Annotated in this window: 6 protein-coding genes; all 6 read right to left on the minus strand. The window is 74.7% G+C overall.

The genetic code is table 11. From position 1 onward, the window contains the following. Positions 1-13: 13 nt before the first annotated feature. Positions 14-1,192, minus strand: a complete 1,179-nt coding sequence (locus LPA54_RS02190) for a cytochrome P450 (protein WP_228973340.1) — start codon at positions 1,190-1,192, stop codon at positions 14-16. A gap of 23 nt (positions 1,193-1,215) precedes the next feature. Beyond that, entirely contained in the window at positions 1,216-2,559 is a 1,344-nt protein-coding gene (locus LPA54_RS02195; RefSeq protein ID WP_228973341.1) for an MFS transporter, read from the minus strand. Continuing rightward, positions 2,559-3,539 (minus strand): TauD/TfdA family dioxygenase, encoded by a 981-nt coding sequence (locus LPA54_RS02200; protein WP_228973342.1) that lies wholly within the window; start codon positions 3,537-3,539, stop codon positions 2,559-2,561. The genes LPA54_RS02195 and LPA54_RS02200 overlap by 1 nt, the downstream gene beginning before the upstream one ends. A gap of 22 nt (positions 3,540-3,561) precedes the next feature. Further along, entirely contained in the window at positions 3,562-15,960 is a 12,399-nt protein-coding gene (locus tag LPA54_RS02205) for a non-ribosomal peptide synthetase (protein ID WP_228973343.1), read from the minus strand. Between the two features lie 106 nt (positions 15,961-16,066). After that, positions 16,067-16,273, minus strand: coding sequence for an MbtH family protein (locus tag LPA54_RS02210; RefSeq protein ID WP_228973344.1), 207 nt, complete (start codon positions 16,271-16,273; stop codon positions 16,067-16,069). Between the two features lie 52 nt (positions 16,274-16,325). Further along, complete coding sequence (locus tag LPA54_RS02215) at positions 16,326-26,543, minus strand: non-ribosomal peptide synthetase (RefSeq protein ID WP_228973345.1); 10,218 nt, start codon at positions 26,541-26,543, stop codon at positions 16,326-16,328. Positions 26,544-26,546: the final 3 nt, after the last annotated feature.

Consider the following 26,546-nt stretch of genomic DNA (forward strand, 5'->3'; position numbering starts at 1 on the left):
GACGGGGCGCGGATCAGCGCCAGTCCATGGAGACCCGCAGGCTGCCGTAGCCCTGGACCAGGTTGGACCGCATCCAGCGCACCTCCCCGGCCGCCTCCACGCCCCGCGCCTCGGCGGCCAACTCCTGAAGCAGCGCCCGCAGTTCGAGGCGCGCGAGGGCGGCGCCGAGGCAGTGGTGCGGGCCCGTCCCGAACCCCAGGTGGCGGTTGGGCGTACGGCCCGGGACGAAGCGGTGCGGGTCGGGGAAGAGCCGCTCGTCGCGGTTGGCGGCGGACAGCCACGCCACCACGGGCTGCCCCTTGAGGATCTCCTGACCGCCGATCTCGCAGTCCTCGGAGGCCACCCGCAGGACGTGCGCCGCCGGGGACGTCCAGCGGACCACCTCCTCCACGGCGGGCCCGGCGAGCTCCGGGTCCGCGTGCAGCGCGTCCAGCGTGCCGGGGAACGCCTGGAAGGCGTGGAAGGCGCCGGTGATCGAGTGCCGGGTGGTCTCGTTGCCGCCGATCAGCACGTTGTCGCAGTTGATCAGCACGTCCTCGGTGCTGAGCCGGCCGTCCTCCAGCAGCGCGCTGACCAGGTCGGAGCCGGGCTGCTTGCGGCGCCGCTCGATCAGTTCGTGGAAGTAGAACAGGATCTCCGTGTGCGCCTCGGCCGGCGTCATCTTGTCGAAGCTGCTCTCCTCGCCGCCGAAGGCGTGGTTGGTCAGCTCGATCAGGTGCTCCCGCTCGCTGAGCGGTACGCCGATGACCTCGCAGACGATCGCGGCGGGCAGCCGCGGGCCGATGACCAGGGCGACGTCGGTGGAGTCCTCCGAGCGCAGCCGGTCGACGATGTCCCGGACCTCCCGGTGCAGCACCGACTGCAGTTCGGGGGCGCGCAGCCGGGAGAGGAACGGGCCGATGAGCCGCTTGAGGAGGGAGTGCCAGCTGCCCTCGCTCACCACCAGCATCCGGCCGCCGGAGTTGTCGGGGTGCTCGGCGTCGAAGCCGATCATCATGCCGTACTCGGAGGTGAAGGGCGCCTTGGGGGAGAGGACGGCGGACACGTCGCGGTGGGAGAAGACCGACCAGAAGCCGGACGGGGAGAGGCCGGGGTCGCTCCAGACCTTGGCGTCCGCCTGGACGTACTCCCGCCACATGTCGAAGCGGGCGTCGGTGGTGTAGAGATCGGGGTTGGCCAGGTCGATGGTCATGGTGGGGTGTCTCTGCCTGTCTGTCAGCGGACGGGGGGAGGGGGCGCCGCGACCGGTTCCGCGGCGGGCGGGGCCGCGTCGCCCGCGGCGGGCGGGGCGTCGTCGGTCTCGGTGCCGGTGCCGGTGCCGGTTGCGGGCGGGGCGGTGTCGTGCGCCCCGGGGCGCGGTACGTCGCGCAGGGCCGGGCTCAGGGACGTCAGCAGGGCGATGACCGCCATCACGGCCGTGCAGCCGAGCAGCCCGGCGGACCGGCCCGCCAGGTCCAGCACGACGCCGCCCGCGAGCGGGGCGACGGCGCCGCCGCCGCCGCTCGCGATGGCCGCGACGCTCACCACCCGCCCGCGGTGGCTGTCCGGGGTGAGCAGCAGCTGGTAGCTGGTGAAGTAGGCGTTCGCCGTCGGCGCGGCGAAGGCGATCGCCCCCAGCAGCACGCCCGGCGTCCAGCTGCCCGGCAGGACCGCGATCCCCGCCGTGAGCACGACGAACGTCCACAGCACCACGTAGATGGGCCGGGCACCGGTCAGGACCCGCTGGAGGAGCGGCGCGGCGAGGGCGCCCAGCAGTCCGCCGACGCCGAGCAGCGCCGCCATCATCCCGATGAGCCCGGTGGCCATGCCGCTGGTCTGCGCGGACGCGATGACGACGAAGTAGATGACGCCGAAGAAGAAGTTCGTCGCCGTCGCGCAGACCAGCCCCACCCGCAGGAACGGGTGGGACGCGATCCAGCGGACCCCCTCCAGCAGGCCGCGCCCGCTGACCTCCGACCGGTCGGCCGGGGCGCCGGCGGCCGGCGGCTGCCGCTTCAGGAACAGCAGCAGCACCAGCCCGACCAGGTGCGCCAGGCACCCGACGACGAAGGGCAACGCGTGCTTCACCGCGAGCAGGAACCCGCCGGCGGACGTGCCGGCGAGCTGGCCCGCGTACGTGCGGGCCGCGTTCATCGCCACCGCGTCCGAGACCCGCTCCTCCGGCACCAGGCTCGGGATCATCGCCTCGCCGGCCGCCATCGTCAGCGCGGTCGCCACCCCGTTGACCAGGGCGAGCACCGCCAGCGCGGGCAGCGACACGGCGTCCGCCCACAGCAGCAGGGCGAGCGCGCCGAACACGGCGACCAGCGCCGCCTGGCACCACAGCATCACGGTCCGGCGGTCGTACCGGTCGGCGACGGCCCCGGCGGGCAGCCCCGCCAGGAGCATCGCCGCCGCGTCGACGAAGCCGATGATCCCCGCCTGGGAGGGCGAACCGGTCAGCGCCAGCACGATCAGCGGCAGCACGATCAGCGACGTGCTGTACGCGAACTCGCCGAACGCCGAGCTGACCCACAGCAGCGTGAAGCCGCCGCCCCGCCGCGTCTTCTCCGGCGGCATCAGCCGAGGAGCCGCGAACGCGACTTCGTCCGCACATAGGTGCGTCGCAGGTCGCGGACCAGGCTGGTGCGCTTGAGCCAGCGGTCCGTCCCGTCGTAGCGCGGTGTGAACGTGTCCCGCCCGTGGATGGCCCGGTGGTTGTCGATGAACACGGCGTCGCCGGGGCCGAGGACGACCCGCTCCGCGGCGGCGGCCAGCAGGTCGGCGGCCTCCGCCAGGGCGGCCGCCGCCTCGGTGTCGCCGGGCACCGCGTCCGTGAAGTCCGCGTCGATCCGCAGGTAGGGCGCCTCCTCGGGCCCGAAGAGCACCGACGCCACCTCGTACGGGCGGTCCTCCAGCGCCGAGGGGTTCTCCGCGCTGTGCTGCGGCACCACGTGGTGGGAGTCGTCGGGGAAGAACCGGAAGCGGTCCTGGTGCAGCACCCGCCGCACCGGCTCGGGGAACTCCACCGACTCCACCCGCGCCACCGTCGTGCCCACCGCGTCGGGGTTGCGCAGGCACATCAGGGCCACGTAGTCGCCGCGGCAGGGGTGGAACACGTCCTCCGTGTGGAGGGTGAGCTGCTGACGGCTGCTGGCGCTGGTCAGTGAGTTCTCCTGTCCCTTGGACGGGCACACGTCGTGCACGAGTCGGCCGTTCTGCTGGTTGGCCCAGCCGAACGGCTCGCCGAGCACGGACCCGACGAGCAGCAGCACCAGCTCCTCGCGGATCGCGGCGGCCTCCTTCTCCGCGATCCGCCAGCTCGGCGGGGTCGGTACCAGGCCGTCGTCGACGGGCAGGTTCCCCAGCACGATGACGGCGTCCTCGGCGGCGCGGGACGACACCAGGAACCGGCGCACCCCCACCGGGAGCCGCTCCGCCTCGGCGCGGATGTCGTCCGCGTACTCGAAGGGCGCCCAGACGGGACGGGCGGCGAGGAACCCGTCCGCGAGCGCGGCCAGGTCGTTCTTCTCGACGTCACTCAGCACGTAGCGAGCCACAGCAAAGCCTTCCGATGGGGAGTCAGTTACCGGCCGCGGCGGCGATCTGCCGCAGGGCGGTGGCGAAGTCGTCCGCGAGCCGGCGGACGGTGGCGGGGGTGTGGACGGACGGCGCGTACAGCCAGTCGACGCGCAGCTCGCCGTCGCTGACGGCGGCGACCACGTCGATCAGGTGTGGGCGGGCCTCGTCGGGCGCCTGGTCGGCGCCGAGGCCGTCCAGCCGGCCGCGGACCAGCCCCTCGCCGTCGTCCGCGCCGTCCCACTGCCCGAGGTAGTTGAAGCTGATCCGCGGGTGCGGTGCGGCGGCGAGGGCGGTGTGCGCGGCGCTGCCCGGCTCGGACAGGTAACGCAGCGCCCCGTAGCCGAGCCCGCGTCCCGGCAGCTTGCGCAGGGTCTTCTTGACGGCCTTCAGCGCCGCCTCCCAGGGGCCCTCGGGCACGTCGAGGGCGACGGGGTGGATGGTGGTGAACCAGCCGACCGTGCGGGACAGGTCGACGTCGTCGAACAGCTCCTCGCGGCCGTGGCCCTCCAGGGCGATCGTCACCGGCGCGCCCGCCCAGTCCCGCAGGACACGGCCCAGCGCGGCCAGCAGCACGTCGTTGATCCGGGTGCGGAACGTGCCGGGCACCCGCTGCAGCAGCGCCTCCGTCACGGACCGGTCCAGCACCGACGACGCGGTGGCGACCTCGCCGTACGTACTGGCCGGCGGCCCGTCGCTCGGCCCGTCGCAGGGGACGTCCACGGCACCGGAGACGGCCTTGGCCCAGTACGCCGTCTCGTGGTCGAGACCGCCGGAGCGCACCAGCTCCGTCAGGCGCCGGGCCCACCGCTGGTAGCTGCTGGACTTGGCCCCCAGGTCGGCCGGACCGCCCGCGGCGAGCTGCCGGTACGCCGTGGCCAGGTCCTCCAGGACGATGCGCCACGACACCCCGTCCATCACCAGGTGGTGCACGGCCAGGAACAGGCGGGGCGGCGCCGCGTCCGGCAGGCGCAGGAAGACGCCCCGCACCAGGGCGCCCCCGCGCAGGTCCAGCGCGCCCTGGGCCTCCGCCGCGGCCTCGTGCAGCGCCCGCCCGGTGTCGGGCACGGCCGTCAGGTCCCGGACGGCCAGCAGCTCGGCGGGGCGCTCTCCGTACTCCTGCACCCAGCCGCCCGTGCCGTCGGCCGTGTACCGCATGCGCAGCGCGTCGTGGTGGTCGACCACCGCCGCCAGGGCGCGCTCCAGCACGGCCGGGTCCGTGTCCGGGGCCAGGGAGACGTGGACGGACATCGCGTACCGGTCCGGGTGCGCCGTGTGCTCGGCGAAGAACCACCGCTGCACCGGCGTGAGGTCGACCCTGCCGGACGCCTCCGGCGCCTCGCCCCCGGCCGCCCCGGCGCCGGCGTCGGCGCGCTGCACGACGGCGGCCAGCTCGGCGATCGTCTGGTGGACGAACATCAGCTTGGAGGTCAGCCGCAGCCCCGCCTGGCGGGCGTGGGAGATGACCTGGATGGAGAGGATGGAGTCGCCGCCCAGCTCGAAGAAGTTGTCGTGGATGCCGACCTTCTCCACGCCGAGGACATCGGCCCAGATGCCTGCCAGGGCCTCCTCGGTCCCGTCACGGGGGGCCTCGTAGGCGGTGGAGAACCCTTCCGTCCGCACCTCCGGTTCCGGCAGGGAACGCCGGTCGACTTTGCCGCTGGGGGTGAGGGGGAGGTGGTCGAGGGGGACGAAGAGGGCGGGGACCATGTAGTCGGGGAGGGTGGCGGCGAGGTGGGTGCGTAGTTCGGTGACGGGGATGTGGGTGTCGGTGACGGTGTAGGCGATGAGTCGGCGGTGTCCGTCGGGGTCTTGGTGTGCGGTGACGACGGTTTCGTGGATGTGGGGGTGGGTGAGGAGGGTGGTTTCGATTTCGCCGAGTTCGATGCGGAAGCCGCGGATCTTGACTTGGTCGTCGGCGCGGCCGAGGTGTTCGAGGGTGCCGTCGGGGCGCCAGCGGGCGATGTCGCCGGAGCGGTACATGCGTTCGCCGGGCAGGCCGTGGGGGTCGAGGGGGAAGCGTTCGGCGGTGAGGGCGGGGCGGTTGAGGTAGCCGCGGGCGAGTCCGCCGCCGGCGACGTGGATTTCGCCGGGGACTCCGGTGGGGACGGGCTGGCCGTGGGGGTCGAGGAGGTAGAGGCGGTAGCCGGGGAGGGGCTTGCCGGCGGGCAGGCGGGTACTGCCGACGAGGTGCTGGGGGGTGATCTCCTGGAAGGTGACGTGGACGGTGGTCTCGGTGATGCCGTACATGTTCACCAGTCGGGTGCCGGTGGTGGCGTAGCGGTCGAACCAGGTCTTGACGTGCTTGGGTTCCAGCGCCTCCCCACCGAAGATCACCCAGCGGAGGTCGGGCAGAGCGGGAGCGGAGGACTGCGCGGCCTGCTCGACCAGCTCGCGGAACATGGACGGCGTCTGGTCGAGGACCGTCACCCGCTCCTCGCGCAGCAGGTCCCACATGGCCTCGGGGCTGCGGGCGGTGTCGTGCGGGACGATCACGGCACGGCCGCCGGTCATCAGGGCGCCCCAGAGCTCCCAGACGGAGAAGTCGAAGGCGTAGGAGTGGAACACCGTCCACACGTCGTCTGCCCCGAACCCGTACAGCGGCTGTGAGTTGGCGAGCAGGTGCATGACGGTGTGGTGCTCGACCGCCACACCCTTCGGACGGCCCGTGGAGCCAGAGGTGTAGATGACGTACGCCAGGTCGGTGGCGGCGGACGTCCTCGCCGGGGCCGTCGCCGGCCGGGCGGCGAGGGCGTCCTGTTCGGCGTCCAGATCGACGACCCGCACCCGTCCGGTCGGCAGCCCACCGCTCGACCCTCGGTGCGTCACGAGCACGTCGGCGCCGGAGTCCTCCAGCATGTAGGCGAGGCGGTCGGCGGGGTAGGCGGGGTCCAGCGGCACGTAGGCGGCGCCGGACTTGAGGATGCCCAGCAGCCCGATGACCATCTGCGGGCCGCGTTCCACGGACAGCGCCACCAGGCGTTCGGGTCCGGCGCCGAGCGCGATGAGGTGGTGGGCCAGGCGGTTGGCCGCCTCGTCCAACTCCCGGTAGGTGAGCGTTCCGTCCGCGCAGGACACGGCCACCGCGTCGGGCGTGAGGGCCGCGTGTGCGGCGACCCGCTCGTGGATGGTGCCCTCCCATGGGGCGGTGCCGGGCGTCACCGCCCACTCCCGCACCACCCGGTCCCACTCACCCGGCGCCAGGAGCGGCAGGGCGGAGACCGGTCGCGCGGGGTCGGCCACGGCGGCGGCGAGCAGCGTGTTCAGGTGCTCCCCGAACCGCGCGACGGTCGTCGCGTCGAACAGCTCGGCGCTGTACTCGACGAGCGCCCGCAACCCGCCCTCGTACTCCTCGAACTCGACCGTCAGGTCGAACAGCGCCGAGTCACGTTCCAGCGGGTAGTCGTCGACGCGGACCCCGCCGAGGCTGGGGTGCATACCGGGCGCGTTCTGGAGCACCACCATCGCCTGGACCAGCGGCGTACGGCTCGTGTCGCGCTCCGGCTGCACCGCTTCCACCAGGCGCTCGAACGGCACGTCCTCGTGGGCGAACGCGTCGAGGACCGTCTCCCGCACCTGCCCGAGCAGGGCGTCGAAGGGCGTGTCCGGGTCGATGTGCGAGCGCAGCACGACCGTGTTGACCAGGAAGCCCACCAGCTGCTCCAGTCCGGCACCGCCCCGGCCGGCGGACGCCGTGCCGACGGCGATGTCCCGCTGGCCCGTGTAGCGGGCGAAGACGGTCTTGACCGCCGCCGTCAGCGCCATGAAGAGCGTCGCACCGCGGGCGCGCGCCAGCTCCTTGAGCCCGTCGACCGTGGCCGCCGGGACGTCGAAGCCGTGCACACCGCCCTTCGACGAGCGCACGGTCGGGCGCGGCCGGTCGGTGGGCAGGTCCAGCGGCGTGATGCCGTCGAGCCGGGCGCGCCACCAGTCGAGCTGCTCCTCCAGCAGGCCGCCGTCCTCCAGCCGGGCGCGCTGCCAGGCCGCGAAGTCCGGGTACTGGACGGCGACCTCCGGCAGGCGCGGCTCGCGGCCCTCGGTGCGGGCCGCGTACAGCTCGCCCAGCTCCCGCGAGGCGACGCCCATGGACCAGCCGTCGGTGACGATGTGGTGCATCCCCAGGACGCAGACGTGCTCCTCCGCGCCGAGCCGGACGAGGAGCACCCGGACGAGCGGGCCCTCGCGCAGGTCGTACGGGCGGGCCAGCTCCTCCTGCGCCAGGTCGCGCACCCGCTGCTCGTCCGCGGCCTCCTCCGCGCGCCAGGCCGGCTCCAGCACCGGGTGGACGATCTGCACGCCGCGCCCGTCGACCACGTCGAAGGTCGTGCGCAGCGCCTCGTGCCGCCCGACGAGGTCCCCGACCGCGGCGCGCAGCGCGTCCGTGTCGAGGGGGCCGGTCAGCCGCAGACCGACGGCCGAGTGGTACTCGGTGCCGCCCCCGTTGAAGTCCTCCAGGAACCACAGCCGCTGCTGGCCGAAGGACATCGGCAGCAGACCGTCCCGCGGCACCGCCGGGATCACCGGGTCGTCCGCCGGCCCGTCGGGCGCCACGGCCGCCGCGAGTTCGGCGACCGTCGGCGCCTCGAAGAGCAGCCGCGGCGAGAGCCGTCCGCCGAGCGCCTGGCGGGCGTGGGAGACGACCTGGATGGAGAGGATGGAGTCGCCGCCCAGCTCGAAGAAGTCGTCGTGGACGCCGACCCTCTCCACGCCCAGCACCTCCGCCCAGATCGCCGCGAGCGTCTCCTCGGTCGCGGTGCGCGGGGCGGTGTACGGGGTGCCGAGCTGCTCGGCCCGCGTCTCGGGCTTCGGGAGCGCCCGCCGGTCGACTTTGCCGCTGGGGGTGAGGGGGAGGTGGTCGAGGGGGACGAAGAGGGCGGGGACCATGTAGTCGGGGAGGGTGGCGGCGAGGTGGGTGCGTAGTTCGGTGACGGGGATGTGGGTGTCGGTGACGGTGTAGGCGATGAGTCGGCGGTGTCCGTCGGGGTCTTGGTGTGCGGTGACGACGGTTTCGTGGATGTGGGGGTGGGTGAGGAGGGTGGTTTCGATTTCGCCGAGTTCGATGCGGAAGCCGCGGATCTTGACTTGGTCGTCGGCGCGGCCGAGGTGTTCGAGGGTGCCGTCGGGGCGCCAGCGGGCGATGTCGCCGGAGCGGTACATGCGTTCGCCGGGCTGGCCGTGGGGGTCGAGGGGGAAGCGTTCGGCGGTGAGGGCGGGGCGGTTGAGGTAGCCGCGGGCGAGTCCGCCGCCGGCGACGTGGATTTCGCCGGGGACTCCGGTGGGGACGGGCTGGCCGTGGGGGTCGAGGAGGTAGAGGCGGTAGCCGGGGAGGGGTTTGCCGGCGGGCAGGCGGAGGCTGTCGGTGAGGTGGTGGGGGGTGATCTCCTGGAAGGTGACGTGGACGGTGGTCTCGGTGATGCCGTACATGTTCACCAGTCGGGTGCCGGTGTTGACGTAGCGGTCGAACCAGGTCTTGACGTGCTTGGGTTCCAGCGCCTCCCCACCGAAGATCACCCAACGCAGCGCCGGAAGCCCCTCCTCACCCGACTCCGCCGCGTTCTCCACGAGTTCGCGGAACATCGACGGGGTCTGGTCGAGCACCGTCACCCCCTCCTGCCGCAGCAGCCGCCACATGGCCTCGGGGTTGCGGGCGGTGTCGTGCGGGACGACCACGGCGCGCCCGCCGGTCATCAGGGCGCCCCAGAGTTCCCAGACGGAGAAGTCGAAGGCGTAGGAGTGGAACACCGTCCACACGTCGTCCGCCCCGAACCCGTACAGCGGCTGGGAGTTGGCGAGCAGGTGCATGACGGTGTGGTGCTCGACCGCCACACCCTTCGGACGGCCGGTCGACCCCGACGTGTAGATCACATACGCCAGGTCCGAAGCCGACACACCCGTCTGCGGGGCCGTCACCGGCAGACCGGCGATCACCTCTGCCTCGGCGTCCAGGTCCACCACCCGCACACCGGCAACGGGCAGACCCGCGCTCAGGCCCCGGTGCGAGACCAGCAGCCCGGCGCCGGAGTCCTCCAGCATGTAGGCGAGGCGGTCGGCGGGGTAGGCGGGGTCCAGCGGCACGTAGGCGGCGCCGGACTTGAGGATGCCCAGCAGCCCGATGACCATCTGCGGGCCGCGTTCCACGGACAGCGCCACCAGGCGTTCGGGTCCGGCGCCCAGCGCGATGAGGTGGTGGGCCAGGCGGTTGGCCGCCTCGTCCAGCTCCCGGTAGGTGAGCGTTCCGTCCGCGCAGGACACGGCCACCGCGTCGGGCGTGAGGGCCGCGTGTGCGGCGACCCGCTCGTGGATGGTGCCCTCCCACGGGGCGGTGCCGGGCGTCACCGCCCACTCCCGCACCACCCGGTCCCACTCACCCGGGGCGAGCATGGACAGGGCCGACACCGGCTGCGCCGGGTCGTCGGCCATGCCGGTGAGCAGGGCGTCCAGGTGCCCGGCCATCCGCTCGACCGTGGCCGCGTCGAACAGCTCGGGGTCGTAGGCGAGGGCGTACGCCAGCTCGTCCCCCGCGTACGCCACGAGGTTCAACGGGAAGTTCGTGACGTCGGCGCCCTCCAGGCCGTGCAGCCGGACACCGTCGTCGTTCCTCCCGGTGTCGCCGTCCACGGGGAAGTTCTCGAACGCCACCAGGCTTTCGAAGAGGTTCGTGCCGCGTTCGGCACCGCTCCACCCCTGGATGCGGGGCAGCGGCACGTACTCGTACTGCCGCGCCTCGACCTGGGCCTCCTGCACACCTGCCAGCCACCGCGCGACCGGCGCGTCACCGTCCACGGCCACGCGCACCGGCAGCGTGTTGATGAGCATGCCCACCATGGAGTCGACCCCCGGCAGGTCCGCCGGCCGGCCCGAGACGGTGGCGCCGAACACGACGTCCCGCTCCCCCGAGTAGCGCGACAGCAGCAGCGCCCAGGCTCCCTGCACCACCGCGTTGACGGTGAGCCGGTGCGTGCGGGCGAACGCGTACAGGCGGCGGGAGGCGCCGGCGGAGAGCCGGGTCACCAGCCGCTCGCGGGACTGCGCGCGGTGGCTCGCGGTGGGACGGCGGTCGTACGGCAGCGACGTCGGCTCGTCGAACCCGTCCAGCAGGGTCCGCCAGTACGCCTCCGCCTCCGTGAGGTCCTGGCGCTCCAACCACTCCACGTACGCGCTGAACGGGCGCCGCGCGGGGAGCGCGGGCACCTCGCCGGCGGCCAGCGCCCGGTACGCCGTCGTCAGCTCGTCCAGCACCTGGAAGGTGCTCCAGCCGTCCAGCAGCACGTGGTGGGAGGTGCGCACCACCCGTACCGAGGTGTCCGAGGTACGGGCGACGGCGATCCGCGCCATCGGGGCGGCCGACAGGTCGATGCCGCGCTCACGGTCCTCCGCCAGGTACCGCTCCAGCGCGCGGGCCTGCCCGTCGGCGCTCAGGCCCCTCCAGTCGAGGTGGACGACCGGTGTCGTGACGTGCCGGCGCACCACCAGCAGCGGACGGTCGACGCCCTCCCACACGACGGCGCCGCGCAGGACCTCCAGGTGGTCGGTGACGTGCTGCCACGCCCGCTCCAGCAGGACCGGGTCGCCGACACCGTCCAGGACGAAGCTCATCTGCTCGAAGTAGGCGCCGGACCCGGGCTCGGCGAGGGTGTGGAACAGCATGCCGCTCTGCATGGGCGTGAGCGGGTACACGTCCTCGACGTCGCGGCCGTCGCCGGCGATCCGGTCCACGGCCGCCTGGTCGAGCCGGGCCAGCGGGAAGTCGGACGGGGTCGCGCCGCCGCTCTCCGGGTGCAGGCAGTGCTCCACCAGGGCGCGCAGCGCCGCGAGGTGCTCGCCGGCCACGCGCTCCACCGTCGACCGGTCGAAGACCTCGCCGGAGAAGATCCACGTGAAGCCGAGGGTGCCGTCCTCGACCATGCCGACGACGTCGAGGAGGTACGGGCGCGGCTCGTCCGGCGCGTGGTCGTGGCCCAGGGCCGGCAGGCGGTCGCGGACCAGCCCGTCCCGGGCGGTCGTACCGTCCCACTGGCCGAGGTAGTTGAAGCTGATCGGCGGCAGCCGGTCCGCGCGCAGCGCGTGGCCGGGCGTGCCCGGCTCGGAGAGGAAGCGCAGCGCGTCGTAGCCGAGGCCGCGGCCCGGCACGGCGCGCAGCTGCTCCTTCACGGACTTGACCGCCGCGCCCCAGTCCTGCCCGGCGGGGAGAGACAGGGCGACCGGGAAGTGGGTGGTGTACCAGCCGACGGTGCGGGACAGGTCGAGGTCGTCGAACAGCTCCTCGCGGCCGTGCCCCTCCAGGCCCAGGACGAGCCGGTCGGTGCCGGTCCAGTCGGCCAGGGCGCGGCCGAGCGCCGTGACCAGCACGTCGTTGATCTGCGTGCGGTACACCGACGGGACGCGGTGCAGCAGCGCCTCCGTCTCCTCCCGGCCGAGGCGCACCTCGACGGTCCGCTCGGCGGCGGTGACGTTGCGGCCGTCCGGGTGGTCCACGGGCAGCGGGGGAGCGCTGTCGGGGGCGACGGACCGCCAGTGGTCGATCTCGTGGTCGAGGGCGCCGGCGCGGACGTGGTCGGTGAGGCGCGTCGCCCACTGCTGGTAGCTGCTGGTCTTCGCGCCGAGGTCGGCGGGGCGGCCGGCGGTGAGCTGCGCGTAGGCGGTGGCCAGGTCGTCCAGGACGATCCGCCACGACACCCCGTCCATCACGATGTGGTGGACGGCGAGGAAGAGCCGGGGCGCGGCCCCGTCGGCGAAGCGGAACAGCACGCCCTTGACGAGGACGCCGCCGGACAGGTCGAGGGCGCGCTGCGCCTGGAGGGCCGCGCCGTGCAGCACGTCGTCGGCGCTCCCGCCGGCGGGGACGTCCCTGACCGCGAGCAGGCCGGAGGGCCGCTCGCCGTACTCCTGGATCCAGGTGTCGCCGTCGCGGGTGTAGCGCATCCGCAGCGCGTCGTGGTGGGCGACGACCGCGTCGAGTGCCCGCTCCAGCAGCGCGGGGTCCGTGTCGGGGGCGAGTTCCAGGTGCGCCGACATGGCGTAGTGGTCCGGGTCGACGGTGTGCTCGTCGAGGAACCAGCGCTGGATGGGGGTGAGGTCGACGCGGCCCGTGACCTCCCCCGGGGCCTGCGCGGAGGGGCGGGCGTCGGTGGGGGTGGCGGCGGTGGCGAGGGCGGCGATGGTCTGGTGGAGGAAGAGGAGGCGGGAGGTGAGGTGGAGTCCGGCTTGTCGGGCGCGGGAGACGACCTGGATGGAGAGGATGGAGTCGCCGCCGAGGTCGAAGAAGTTGTCGTGGACGCCGACGCGTTCGACGCCCAGGACGTCGGCCCAGACGGCGGCGAGGGTGGCTTCGGTGGTGTCGCGGGGTGCGGTGTACTCGGAGCCGGTGCGGGCGGCGGTGAGGTCGGGGGCGGGCAGGGAGCGCCGGTCGACCTTTCCGCTGGGGGTCAGGGGCAGGCGGTCGAGGGGGACGAACACCGCCGGCACCATGTAGTCCGGCAGCAGCCCCGACAGGTGCGCGCGCAGGTCGGACGTGTCCGCCCCGGCGTCGGCGCCGCCGGTCACGACGTACGCCGCGAGACGCCTGCGGCCGCTGTCGTCCTGCCAGGCCAGGACCACCGCGTCGCGCACGTCCGGGTGGGTCAGCAGGGCGCTCTCCACCTCGCCCAGCTCGATGCGGAAACCGCGGATCTTGACCTGGTCGTCCGCGCGGCCCAGGAACTCCAGGTCCCCCGACGCCAGCCAGCGCGCCCGGTCACCGGTGCGGTACAGCCGGTCGCCCGGCACGAAGGGACTGTCGACGAACCGCTCGGCCGTCAGCTCCGCGCGCCCGTGGTAGCCGCGGGCCACGCCGTCGCCGCCGATCCAGATCTCGCCCGGCACACCCGGCGGCACCAGGTTGCGGTGCGCGTCGAGCACGTACACGCGGGTGTTCGGCAGCGGACGGCCGATCGGCACGTACACGCGGCCGCGCAGGCTCTCCTCGGTCGGGGCGAAGACCGTCGAGTCGACGGTCGCCTCGGTGCCGCCGTACGCGTTGACGACGACGCAGTCGTGGCGGATGCGGCGCAGCAGGGCGCGGCAGTCCTCGACGCGCCAGGCCTCGGAGCCGACGGAGATCAGCCGCAGCGGCGGGAACGCCTCACCGCGCCGTTCGACCTCCTGGAGGACGGCGTTGAGCAGCGACGGGACGATCTCCAGACCGGTGGCGCCGGTCCGCGCGACCAGGTCCAGGAGGGCCGACGGCTCCGTGGTGACGTCCTTCGACGCGATGACCAGCGCCCCGCCGAAGGGCAGGGAGCGGATGAGGTCGGCGAAGAACAGGTCGACGGAGAGGCTGGACACCGACAGGAAGCGGAGCTTCAGCTCCGTGAGCCCGTACCGCTCGTCCCAGGCGGTCAGGATGTGCCGGACGTTGCGGTGCTCGACGGCGACGCCCTTCGGTTCGCCCGTCGACCCGGAGGTGTAGATGACGTACGCCAGGTCCCCGGCGGTGACGGCGGTGCGCGGCGGGGTGGCGGGCAGCCGCCCGATCGCGTCCCCCTCCGCGTCCAGGTCGACGATCCGCAGGCCGTCGCCGGCCGGCAGCCGGTCGCGGACCGCGGAGTGGCCGACGACGATCCGGGCGCCCGAGTCGGCGAGCATGTACGCGAGGCGGTCGGCCGGGAAGCCCGGGTCGAGCGGCACGTACGCGGCGCCCGCCCGGAGGATGCCGAGGACACCGACCGCCATCGCGGAGCCGCGCTCCACGCTGAGCCCCACCAGGGAGCCGGGGCCGGCGCCGAGGGACACCAGGTGGTGGGCGAGCCGGTTGGCGCGCTCGTCCAGCTCCCGGTGGGTGAGCGTGGCGTCCTCGGCGATCACGGCGACCGCGTCGGGGGTGCGCGCGGCCTGGGCGGCCAGCCGCTCGTGGACGAGGGCTCCGTCGCCGGCGGGCCGCCCGGTGGCGTTCCAGTCGAGGGCCACCTGCCGCCGTTCGTCGTCGGTGAGCAGCGGCAGCGCGGCGACGGGCCGGTCCGGGTCGGCGACCGCGCCGGCGAGGAGCACGCCCAGGTGGTCGGTGAGCCGGGTGATCGTGCGGGCGTCGAAGAGTTCGGTGCTGTACTCGACCAGGCCGTGCAGGCGCCCGTCGCGCTCCTCGAACTCGAAGGTGACGTCGAACAGCGAGGCGTCCCGGTCGAGCGGGTAGGGGGAGACGGTCGCGCCCGGCAGGGCCAGGGTGTCGGCCGGGGCGTTCTGCAGGACGACCATCGCCTGGACCAGCGCGGTGCGGCTGGGGTCGCGCTCCGGCTGGACCGCCTCGACGAGCTTGTCGAAGGGCACCTCCTCGTGGGCGAACGCGTCGAGGACGGTGTCCTTGACGCGGCCCAGCAGCTCGCCGAAGGTCAGCTCCGGGTCGACCTGCGTGCGCAGGACGACGGTGTTGACGAGGAAGCCGACGAGCTGCTCCAGCTCCTCGTGGCCGCGCCCGGCGGAGGACGTGCCGACGGCGATGTCCTCCTGGCCCGACCAGCGGGCGAAGACCGCCTTCACCGCGGCCGTCAGCGCCATGAAGAGCGTCGCGCCCCGCTCGCGGGCCAGCCCCTTGAGGCCCGCGACCGTGGCGGCGGGCAGTTCGAAGCCGTGCACCGCTCCGGCCGACGAGCGCACGGCGGGCCGGGGCCGGTCGGTGGGCAGCTCCAGCGGGGCGATGCCCGCCAACCGGTCCCGCCACCAGTCGAGCTGCTCCGCCAGCAGCCCGCCGTCCTCCAGCCGGGACCGCTGCCAGGCGGCGAAGTCCGGGTACTGGACGGCGACCCGGGGCAGCCGGTGCTCGCGGCCCTCGGTGCGGGCCGCGTACAGCTCGCCCAGCTCGCGGGCCACGATCCCCATGGACCAGCCGTCGGTGACGATGTGGTGCATCCCGAGGACGCAGACGTGCTCGTCCTCGGCGAGCCGCACCAGCAGCACGCGCACCAGCGGCCCCGCGGCCAGGTCGTAGGGGCGCGCCATCTCGGCCCGTACGGCCTCCCGGGCGCCCTCCTCGCCGTCGGCGTCGACCGTCACCCACTCCGGGTCGAGCCGGTCGTGGACGATCTGCACGCCCTGGCCGTCCCGGGCGGCGAACGTCGTCCGCAGCGCCTCGTGGCGGGCCACGAGGTCGCCGACGGCGGCGCGCAGCCCGTCCGGGTCGAGCGGCCCGCTGATCCGCAGCGGAAGCGCCGAGTGGTAGTCGGCGCCGCCCGGCGCGAAGTCCTCCAGGAACCACAGGCGCTGCTGCCCGAAGGACAGCCGCAGGTCGCCGTCGCGCCCCACCGCGGGGACCAGCGGCGCGGCCCCCGCCGCGGCACCCCCGCCCTGGCCCGCCAGGCGCTGGGCGAGCGCCTCGCGGAGTCGTTCGGGAAGGGCGGCTATCCGGTCCGCACGGGAAGACGGCGTGTTCATTGGCAGGATCCCCCAGGGAAGTGCAGGTCAACGGGTCGAGAAGACGGGCCCCGCGGTCGGGCGCCCCGCCGGGGTGGCGGCGGGGCGCCCGGGCGGCGGCCGGGTGTCAGGCGGTGGCGGCGCGCAGGGAGCGCGGGCGCATGTCGGTCCAGTTCGCCTCGACGTGGGCGAGGCACTCCTCGCGGGGCCGGTCGGCGAGGACGGTCTCCCAGCCGGCCGGGACGGCGGTGCCGGTGGGCCACAGCGAGTACTGGCCCTCCTCGTTGACGAGGACGTCGTACGAACGGTCGGACTGCTCGAAGGGGTTGGACACGGTGGGACCTCTCTCGGATGGGGGAGTGGGCAGGGTGGGGGTGGGGTGGGCGTCAGGAGGTGCCGGCGGCCGCTTCCAGCTCGGCCAGGATCAGCTCCTCGACGCCGGCGGCGGTCTGCGCGACCGTCGGCCGGTCGAAGAGCGCCCGCGGTGACAGGGCGGTGCCGAAGAGGCCGTTGATCCGCGACACCGTGCGCAGGGCGAGCAGCGAGTCGCCGCCCAGCGCGAAGAAGTCGTCGTGGACACCGACGCGTTCGGCGCCCAGCAGCTCCTGCCAGACCTCGGCGACCAGCTCCTCGGTCGGTGTCGCCGGCGCCTCGTAGGGCGTCCCGGTGGCGACGCGCGCCTCCGGGGCGGGGAGGGCCGCGCGGTCGACCTTGCCGTTGGCGGTCAGCGGCAGCGCCTCCAGCGTGCCGAACACCGCCGGGAGCATGTGCTCGGGCAGCGACGCCGCCAGGTGGGCGCGCAGCTCGGCCGCGCCGGGCACCGGCGCCCCGCCGGCCGGGACGACGTGGCCGACCAGGACGGTGCGGCCCGACGCGGGGTCGGTGTGCGGGACGACGGCCGCGCCGCCGACCGCCGGATGGGTCACGAGGGCGGCCTCGACCTCGCCCGTCTCGACGCGGAAGCCGCGGATCTTCACCTGGCCGTCGGTGCGGCCGAGGAACTCCAGCGTGCCGTCCGCCCGCCACGCCACCAGGTCCCCGGACCGGTACATCCGGCCGCCGGGGGCGCCGAACGGGTCGGCGACGAACCGTTCCGCCGTCAGCCCCGCCCGGCCCAGGTAGCCGTGGGCCAGGCCGTCACCGGCGATGTACAGCTCGCCCGGCACGCCGACCGGCGCGGGGGTGAGGGCCTCGGTGAGCACGTACACGCGGGTGTTGGGCAGCGGGGAGCCCAGCGGCACGGGACCGCCGTCCAGGGAGCCGCGCACGTCGTGGGTGGTGGTGAACGTGGTGGCCTCGGTGGGGCCGTAGCCGTTGGTGAGCCGCAGCGCGGGGTGGGCGTCCAGGACGCGGGCGCAGTGCTCAGGGGAGAGCCGGTCACCGCCCGCGACGAGCTGCCGCAGCCCCGAGAACGCCCCCGGGTCGTCGTCGGCGACCTGGTGGAACAGGCCCGCCGTGAGCCACAGGTGCGTGACGCCGCCCTCCTTGAGGAACCGGCCCAGCTCCGCCGTCGTGGGGAGCCCCCGCGGGTGCACGGCGAGCCGCGCCCCGCGCAGCAGGGCCGCCCACACCTCGAACGTCGACGCGTCGAAGGACAGCGAGGCGAACTGCGCGACCGTGTCACCCGGGCCGACGTCCGTGTACGCCGCCTCGTGCACCAGGCGGACCACGGCCCGGTGCGGGACGAGCACGCCCTTCGGAGTGCCCGTCGAACCGGAGGTGTACATCACGTACGCGACGTGCTCCGGGCCCGGACCCGGCGCGGGCGCCGTCGCCGGCCGCGCGGCGACCGCCGACGCGTCCCGGTCCAGGTCGATGGTCCGCGCCGCGGACTCGGGCAGCCGGTCGCGTGTCCCCTCCTCGGTGACCAGGAGCCCCACCGACGCGTCCTCGATCATGTAGGCGAGCCGGTCGGCCGGGTAGCCCGGGTCCAGCGGCACGTACGCGGCGCCCGCCTTCAGGGCGGCGAGCAGCGCGGTGACCGCGTGCGCGCCGCGCTCCAGGAACAGGCCGACGGACGCGCCGGGACCGGCGCCCAGGGACACCAGGTGGTGGGCGAGCCGGTCGGCGCGCTCGTCGAGCTCCCGGTACGTCACCTCCTCGTCTCCGTACGCCACGGCGACCGCGTCGGGGTGCGCGGCGGCGCGGGCGGCGAACAGCTCGGGCAGCGACGCCTCGGGCAGGTCGCGGGCGGTGTCGTTCCACACCCGTACGGTCAGGTCCTCCTCGGTGTCCGTCAGCATCGGCACCCCGGCCACCGGCGTGGTCCCGTCGGCGGCGGGCAGCGCGGTCAGCAGCGCCTCCAGGTGGCCGCAGAGCCGGGCGGCGGTCTCCTCGTCGTACAGCTCCGCGTCGTAGGCGAGGGTGTACGCCAGGTCGTCGCCGCCGTAGGCGATGAGGTTCAGCGGGTAGTTGGTCGCCTCGGTGCCGGTCAGGCCGCGCACGCGCAGCCCGTGCGCGGCGGCCGCCTCGTCGTCCATCGGGTAGTTCTCGAAGACGACCAGCGTGCGGAACAGGTCCTCGCCGCCCTCCACGTCCGCGCACCGCTGGACGCGCGGCAGCGGCACGTACTCGTACTGGCGCGCCTCCACCTGCGCCCGCTGCACCCGCGCCAGCCAGTCGGCGACCGGCGCGGCCCCGTCGAGGCGCACCCGCACCGGCAGCGTGTTGATCAGCATGCCGATCATCGACTCCGCGCCCGGCAGCTCCGCCGGACGGCCCGAGACGGTGGCGCCGAACACGACGTCGTCCACCCCGGCGTGCCGGGCCAGCAGCAGCGCCCAGGCGCCCTGGAGCACGGTGTTGACGGTGAGCCGGTGCCGGCGGGCGAAGTCGAACAGCTCGCGGGAGGACGCCGGCGACAGCCGGCGCGCGATCCGGCCGGTGGAGGCCGTGCGGTGGCCGGGCGCGCAGTGCCGGGCCACGGGGAGCGGGGTCGGCGCCCGGAAGCCGGCGAGGGTGTCCCGCCAGTACGCCTCGGCCCCCGCCAGGTCCTGCCGCTCCAGCCACTCCACGTACGCGCCGAAGGGCCGTCGGGCGGGCAGCGCGGGCTCCCGGCCGGCCACCAGGTCCGCGTACGCCGCGTGGGTCTGCGCGAGGACGTCGAAGGTGGACCAGCCGTCCAGCAGGACGTGGTGGAAGGCGCACACCAGCCGCACCGAGGTGTCGGTCAACCGGACGAGGGTGAGCCGCACCAGCGGGGCGCTCGTCAGGTCGACCGGCCGGGCACGGTCCTCGGCGAGGAGGCGGCGCACCGCCTCGGCCCGCTCCTCGGCGGGCAGGTCCCGCCAGTCGAGGTGGGTGACGGGCAGGTCGGCCCGGCGGTGCACCACCATCAGCGGCCGCTCGACGTCCCGCCACTCCAGCGAGGCGCGCAGCACGCCGACGCGGTCGACGACGGCCTGCCAGGCCCGGGCGAGGAGCCCGGGGTCGGTGACGCCGTCGAGCTCGAAGGACATCTGCTCCGCGTAGGCGCCCGGGTCGGACAGCGTGTGGAACAGCATGCCGCTCTGCAGGGGCGTCAGCGGGTGGACGTCCTCGATGTCGCGGCCGTCGCCGGCGATCCGGTCCACGGCCGCCTGGTCGAGCCGGGCGAGCGGGAAGTCGGACGGGGTCGCGCCGCCGTTGCCGGGCCGCAGGCAGTGCTCCACCAGCCCGCGCAGGGCGGCGAGGAACGCGTCGGCGAGCCGCCGCACCGTGGCGGTGCGGTGCACGGCGGGGGCGTGGATCCAGTCGACGCGCAGCTCGCCGTCGCCGACGGCGGCCACGACGTCGATGAGGTGCGGCCGGGGCTGCTCGGGCGCCTGGTCGGCGCCGAGCCCGGCCAGGCGGGCCCGTACGAGGCCGCCGTCACCGGTGGCGCCGTCCCACTGGCCGAGGTAGTTGAAGCTCAGCTCGGGGTGCGGTGCGGCGGCGAGGGCGGTGTGCGCGGCGCTGCCCGGCTCGGACAGGTGGCGCAGCGCCCCGTACCCGAGGCCGCGGCCCGGGACGGCCCGCAGCCGCTCCTTCACCGACTTCAGGGCCTGCCCCCAGTCGCCGTCGGGGACGTCCAGCGTGACGGGGTGGATGGTGGTGAACCAGCCGACCGTGCGGGACAGGTCGACGTCGTCGAACAGCTCCTCGCGGCCGTGGCCTTCGAGGGCGATCGTCACCGGCTCGTCCGCCCAGTCCCGCAGGACGCGGCCGAGCGCGGTGAGCAGCACGTCGTTGATGTGGGTGCGGTACGCGGCGGGGACCCGCTGGAGCAGCGCCTCCGTCTCGGCGCGGTCCAGCCGCACGGACGTGACGGCGGCCGCGCCGAACGTGGTGGCCCCGCCGTCCTCGCCGCGCCCGTCCCGCGGCAGCGGGCGGACGGCGGCGGCCGCCTCCTGCCAGTGGTCGATCTCGTGGTCGAGGGCGCCGGCGCGGACGTGGTCGGTGAGGCGCGTCGCCCACTGCTGGTAGCTGCTGGTCTTCGCGCCGAGGTCGACGGGGCGGCCGGCGGTGAGCTGCGCGTAGGCGGTGGCCAGGTCGTCCAGGACGATCCGCCACGACACCCCGTCCATCACCAGGTGGTGCACCGCCAGGAACAGCCGCGGCAGCCGCGACGAGCCGAGGCGGAAGAACACGCCCTTGACCACGGTGCCGCTCGCCAGGTCCAGGGAGCGCTGCGCGGCGAGGGCGGCCTCGTGGAGGGCGGCGTCCCGCTCGTCGTCGGCCAGGGCGGACAGGTCCCGCACGGTCAGCGGCCGCGCGCTGGCGTCGACGTCGCCGTACTCCTGGATCCAGGTGTCGCCGTCGCGGGTGTAGCGCATCCGCAGCGCGTCGTGGTGGGCGACGACCGCGTCGAGCGCCCGCTCCAGCAGCGCCGTGTCGGTGTCCGGGGCCAGCTCCACCTGCGCGGACATCCCGTAGTGGTCGGGAGCGACGGTGTGCTCCGCGAAGAACCAGTCCTGGATGGGGGTGAGCGCCACGCGCCCCGACACCTCCGCCGGCCCCCCGGCCGGCTCCTCGGTGGGGGTGGTGACGGTGGCGAGGGCGGCGATGGTCTGGTGGAGGAAGAGGAGGCGGGAGGTGAGGTGGAGTCCGGCTTGTCGGGCGCGGGAGACGACCTGGATGGAGAGGATGGAGTCGCCGCCGAGGTCGAAGAAGTTGTCGTGGACGCCGACGCGTTCGACGCCCAGGACGTCGGCCCAGACGGCGGCGAGGGTGGCTTCGGTGGTGTCGCGGGGCTCGGTGTACTCGGAGCCGGTGCGGGCGGCGGTGAGGTCGGGGGCGGGCAGGGAGCGCCGGTCGACCTTCCCGCTGGGGGTCAGGGGCAGGCGGTCGAGGGGGACGAACACCGCCGGCACCATGTAGTCCGGCAGCGAACCGGCCAGGTGGGCGCGGAGCTCACCGGTGGACAGCTCGCGGTCGGTCACCGGGTAGGCGACCAGCCGGCCCCGACCGGCCTCGTCGCGGTGGACGACGACCACCGCGTCCCGCACGTCCGGGTGGCTGCCCAGCGCCGTCTCGATCTCGCCCAGCTCGATGCGGAAACCGCGCAGCTTGACCTGGTCGTCGGCGCGCCCCAGGTACTCCAGGCTCCCGTCCGCCCGCCACCGGGCCACGTCGCCCGAACGGTACATCCGGTCGCCCGGCTCGCCGAAGGGGTCGGCCGTGAACCGCTCCGCGGTCAGACCCGGCCGCCCGTGGTAGCCGCGCGCCAGGTGCGGGCCGGCGATGTACAGCTCGCCGGGCACCCCGACGGGCACGGGCTGGAGCGCCGCGTCGAGGAGCCGTACGCGGGTGTTGGGCAGCGGCGTGCCGATCGGCGGCACCGTTCCGCCGGCGAGCGGCCCGCTCATGGTCGCGACGACGGTCGACTCGGTCGGCCCGTACGCGTTGACCATCCGCCGCCCGGCCGACCAGCGGGCCACCAGGTCGCCGGTGCTGGCCTCGCCGCCGACCACGAGCGTGCGCAGCGAGTCGAGCCCCTCCGGCGTCAGGGTGGCCACCGCGGAGGGCGCCAGCAGCGCGTGCGTGATGCGGCGCTCCCGCAGGAACGTCTGCAGCGCCTCGCCGACGAGCGGGCCGTGCGGCGGCAGGACGAGCGTGGCGCCCGCCGGGAGGGCCATCAGGACCTCCATGACGGCGCCGTCGAAGGACGACGAGGCGAACTGCAGGACCCGGCTGTCCTCGTCGACGTCCAGCCGCTCGATCTCCGCCGCGGCGAGGTTGCCGATGCCCCGGTGCGGGACGAGGACGCCCTTCGGGGCGCCGGTGGAACCGGAGGTGTAGATGACGTACGCGAGGTCGTCGGGGCGCGGGCCGGGCTCGGGCGCGGTGGCGGGGTGGGCGGCGAGCGCGTCGCCGTCGCGCGCCAGGTCCACGATCACGGCGCCGGTGTCCGGCAGGCGGCCCGCCGACTCGGTGCGGGTGACGACGACGCGGGCGCCGGAGTCCCGCAGCATGTAGGCGAGCCGGTCGGCCGGGTAGCCGGGGTCCAGCGGCAGGTAGGCGGCGCCGGCCTTCATGATGCCGAGGAGGCCGACGACCGTCTCCACGCCGCGCTCGACGCACAGGCCGACGAACGTGCCGGGGCCGGCGCCGAGGGACACCAGGTGGTGCGCGAGCCGGTTGGCCCGCTCGTCCAGCTCCCGGTAGCCGAGGACGGTGTGCGCGTCCTCCACGGCGGGCGCGTCCGGGCGGCGCCGCGCGGCCGCGGCGACCAGCTCGGGGAAGGTGCCGGCCGGTACGGGGCGCACGGGGCCGTTCCAGCCGGTGACGACCTGCTCGTACTCGCCCTCCGTGAGCATCGGCAGGGTGGCGAGGGGGCGGTCGGGGTCGGCCGTGGCGGCCGACAGCACCGTCGTCAGGTGCCCGGCGAAGCGCGCGATGGTCGCCTCGTCGAACAGGGCGGTGCTGTACCCCACCCGCGCGGTCAGGCCGTCGCCCATCTCGAAGAACTCGACGGTCAGGTCGAACGGCGCGGCCTCCCGGACCACCGGGTGCTCGGCGGTGCGCACGCCGGGCAGTCGGACCGGCTCGCTCGGGGCGTTCTGCAGGACCACCATGGCCTGCACGAGCGGGGTGCGGCTGGTGTCGCGCGCCGCGCCGACGGCGTCCACCAGCCGCTCGAAGGGCACGTCCTGGTGGGCGAAGGCCTCCAGGACGGTCTCCTTGAGCGCCGCGAGCAGCTGCGCGTATGACATGTCCGGGTCGACGCGGGAGCGCAGGACGACGGTGTTGACCAGGAAGCCGACGAGGTTCTCCAGGTCCCGGTGGTCGCGGCCGGAGGAGGCGGTGCCGACGGCGATGTCCTCCTGGCCCGACCAGCGGGCGAAGACGGTCTTCACGGCGGCGGTCAGCGCCATGAAGAGGGTCGCGCCGTGCCGCTGCGCCAGGTCCGCGAGGGCGGCGGTGGTGCCGGCGGGCACGGGGAAGGTGTACACGGCGCCGGCGGAGGAGCGCAGCGACGGGCGGGGCCGGTCGGTGGGCAGCTCCAGCGGGGCGATGCCGTCGAGGCGGCCGCGCCACCAGTCGAGCTGCCGGTCGAGGAGCCCGCCGCCCTCCAGGCGGCCGCGCTGCCAGGCGGCGAAGTCCGGGTACTGGACGGAGACCCGGGGCAGCCGGTGCTCGCGGCCCTCGGTGCGGGCCGCGTACAGCTCGCCCAGCTCGCGGGTGACGACGCCCATGGACCAGCCGTCGGTGACGATGTGGTGCATCCCGAGGACGCAGACGTGCTCGTCCTCGGCGAGCCGCACCAGCAGCACGCGCACCAGCGGCCCGGCCGTCAGGTCGTACGGGCGGTTCGTCTCGGCGCGCACCAGCTCCCGCAGCCGGTCCTCGCGCGGCCCCTCCGCGAGGCCGGCCAGGTCCTCGGTGCGCCACTCGGGGGCGAGCCGCGGGTGGACCACCTGGACACCGCGCCCGCCGACGGCGCCGAAGGTGGTGCGCAGCGCCTCGTGGCGGTCGGTCAGGTCCTCGACGGCAGCCCGGAGCGCCGCCGGGTCGAGGGCGCCGGAGAGGCGCAGCCCGGTCGCGGTGTGGTACTCGGCGCTGCCGGGGTCGAAGTCCTCCAGGAACCACAGGCGCTGCTGCCCGTACGACATGGGCAGGGCGCCGTCGCGGGGGGCGGCGGGGATGGCCGGGTCCTCGGCGGTCTCGTCCGGGGCGAGGGAGGCGGCGAGCCCGGCGATCGTCGGGGTGTCGAAGAGGATGCGCGGCGGCAGGGTCATGCCGAGCGCGGCACGCATCCGGGAGACGGCGCGGACGGAGAGGATCGAGTTGCCGCCGAGGGCGAAGAAGTCGTCGTGGACGCCGACCTCCTCGACGCCGAGGACCTCGCACCAGACGCCGGCGATGGTCTCCTCCAGGGCGGTGCGCGGGGCCGCCCGGTCGGCGGCGGCGCTCTCCTTCACGGTGGCCGGGTCGGGCAGCGCCTTCCGGTCGACCTTGCCGTTCGGGGTGAGCGGCAGCGTGTCGAGCACGACGATCGCGGCCGGGACCATGTGGTCGGGCAGGCAGTCGGCGAGGTGGGCGCGCAGCTCGTCGGGGGAGGGGCGGCGCGCGCCCGACGGCGACACGTAGGCCACCAGGTTGGTGTTGCGGGTGACGGCCACGGCCTGGGCGACGTCGGCGTGGAGCGCGAGTGCGCTCTCGATCTCGCCCAGCTCGATGCGGAAGCCGCGCACCTTGACCTGGTCGTCGGCGCGGCCCAGGTACTCCAACGTGCCGTCGGCGCGGCGGCGCGCCACGTCGCCGGAGCGGTACATGCGCTCGCCGGGCTCGCCGTACGGGTTGGCGACGAAGCGCTCCGCGGTGAGGCCGGGCCGCCCGTGGTAGCCGCGGGCGAGGCCGACGCCGGCGATGTACAGCTCGCCGCGCACGCCCACCGGGACCGGGCGCAGGGCGTCGTCGAGGACGTACACGCGGAAGTTGGCGATGGGCGCGCCGATCGGCGGGACGGTCGCGCCGGCGAGCGGGGCGCTCATGGTGGCGCAGACGGTCGTCTCGGTCGGGCCGTAGGCGTTGACCATGCGCCGGCCGCGGGACCAGCGGGCCACCAGGTCGGCGGTGCTGGCCTCGCCGGCGACGACGAGGGTGGCGCCGTCGGGCAGGCCGCGGCCCTCGGGGAGGACGGCGACGGTGGCCGGGGTGAGCGTGGCGTGGGTGACGCCGTGTTCGGCGGCGTACGCGGCGAGCGGCTCGCCGGGGGCGAGGGTCTCCTTGGCGCCCATGACCAGGGCGGCGCCGGTCAGCAGGCCCATGCAGACCTCCCAGAACGCCGCGTCGAAGCTGGCGGAGGCGAACTGCAGGACGCGGCTGTCGGGGGTCACGTCGAACGCCTCGGCCTGCACGGCCGCCAGGTTGCCGATGCCGCGGTGGGAGACGAGGACGCCCTTGGGCCGGCCGGTGGAGCCGGAGGTGTAGATGGCGTACGCCAGGTCGTCGGGCGAGAGCGCCACCTCGGGCGCGGTGGCCGGGTGGGCGTCGAGGGCGGCCCGGTCGTCGGTGAGGTCGACCAGGGCCGCGCCGGTGTCCGGCAGCCGGTCGCGCAGCTCGCGCTGGGTGACGACGAGGCGGGCGCCGGAGTCGCGGAGCATGTAGGCGAGCCGGTCGGCCGGGTAGGACGGGTCGAGCGGCAGGTAGGCGGCGCCGGCCTTCATGATGCCGAGCAGCCCGGCGGCCATGGCGGCGCCCCGCTCGACGCACAGCCCGACCAACCGGTCGCGTCCGGCGCCGCGTTCGACGAGGTGGTGGGCGATCCGGTTGGCCCGCTCGTCCAGTTCGCGGTAGGTGACGGGGCCGTGCTCGTCGATGACGGCGACGGCGTCGGGGCGGGCGGCGACCCGGGCGGCGTACAGCTCGGGGAAGGTGCCGGTCGGCACCTCGCGGGCGGTGTCGTTCCACACGCGTACGACCTGCTCGAACTCGCCGTCGGTGAGCAGCGGCAGCGTGGTGAGCGGCTGGTCCGGGCCCTCGGCGGCACCGGTCAGCAGGACCGCCAGGTGGCCCGCGAGGCGGGCGGCCGTGGCCTCGTCGAACAGGGCGGTGCTGTGCCGGACGTGCAGGATCCGTTCGGCGGCGCGGAGCTCGAAGGACAGGTCCAGCGGGTCGAAGTCGCGGTGCGCGGCGGGGAGTTCGTCGAGGTCGGCGACCATGGCCTGGACGTACGGGGTGGTGCTGGTGTCCCGGGCGGGGGAGAGCGCCTCGACGAGGTCGGCGAAGGGGATGCCGTCGTGGGCGAGGGCGCCGTCCACGGCCCGGTTCGTGTCCCGCAGGAGGGTGGTGAAGGGGGCCGACGCGTCGACGCCGGTGCGCAGGACGACCGTGTGCCCGGTCCGCGGCGAGACGGTGCCGAGGGCGATGTCCTCCTGCCCGGAGTAGCGGGTGAGCAGGGCGGTCACGGCGGCGGCGAGGACGGCCGTGCGGCTGGTGGCGTGGCGCTCGGCGAGGTCGGTCAGCGCCCGCGCGGCGGCGGCGGGCAGCTCGTGGGCGTGGAGGGCGGTGGTGGTCGACCGGATGACCGGGCGCGGCCGGTCGACCGGCAGCTCCAGGGGCGGGACGCCGTCCAGTCGCTCCCGCCAGAACTCGGTCTGGTCGGGGACTGCCCGGTTCACCGGCACGTCGGCGCGAGCCACGTT

The organism is Streptomyces sp. DH12 (assembly GCF_020873895.1).
Lineage (GTDB): Bacteria > Actinomycetota > Actinomycetes > Streptomycetales > Streptomycetaceae > Streptomyces.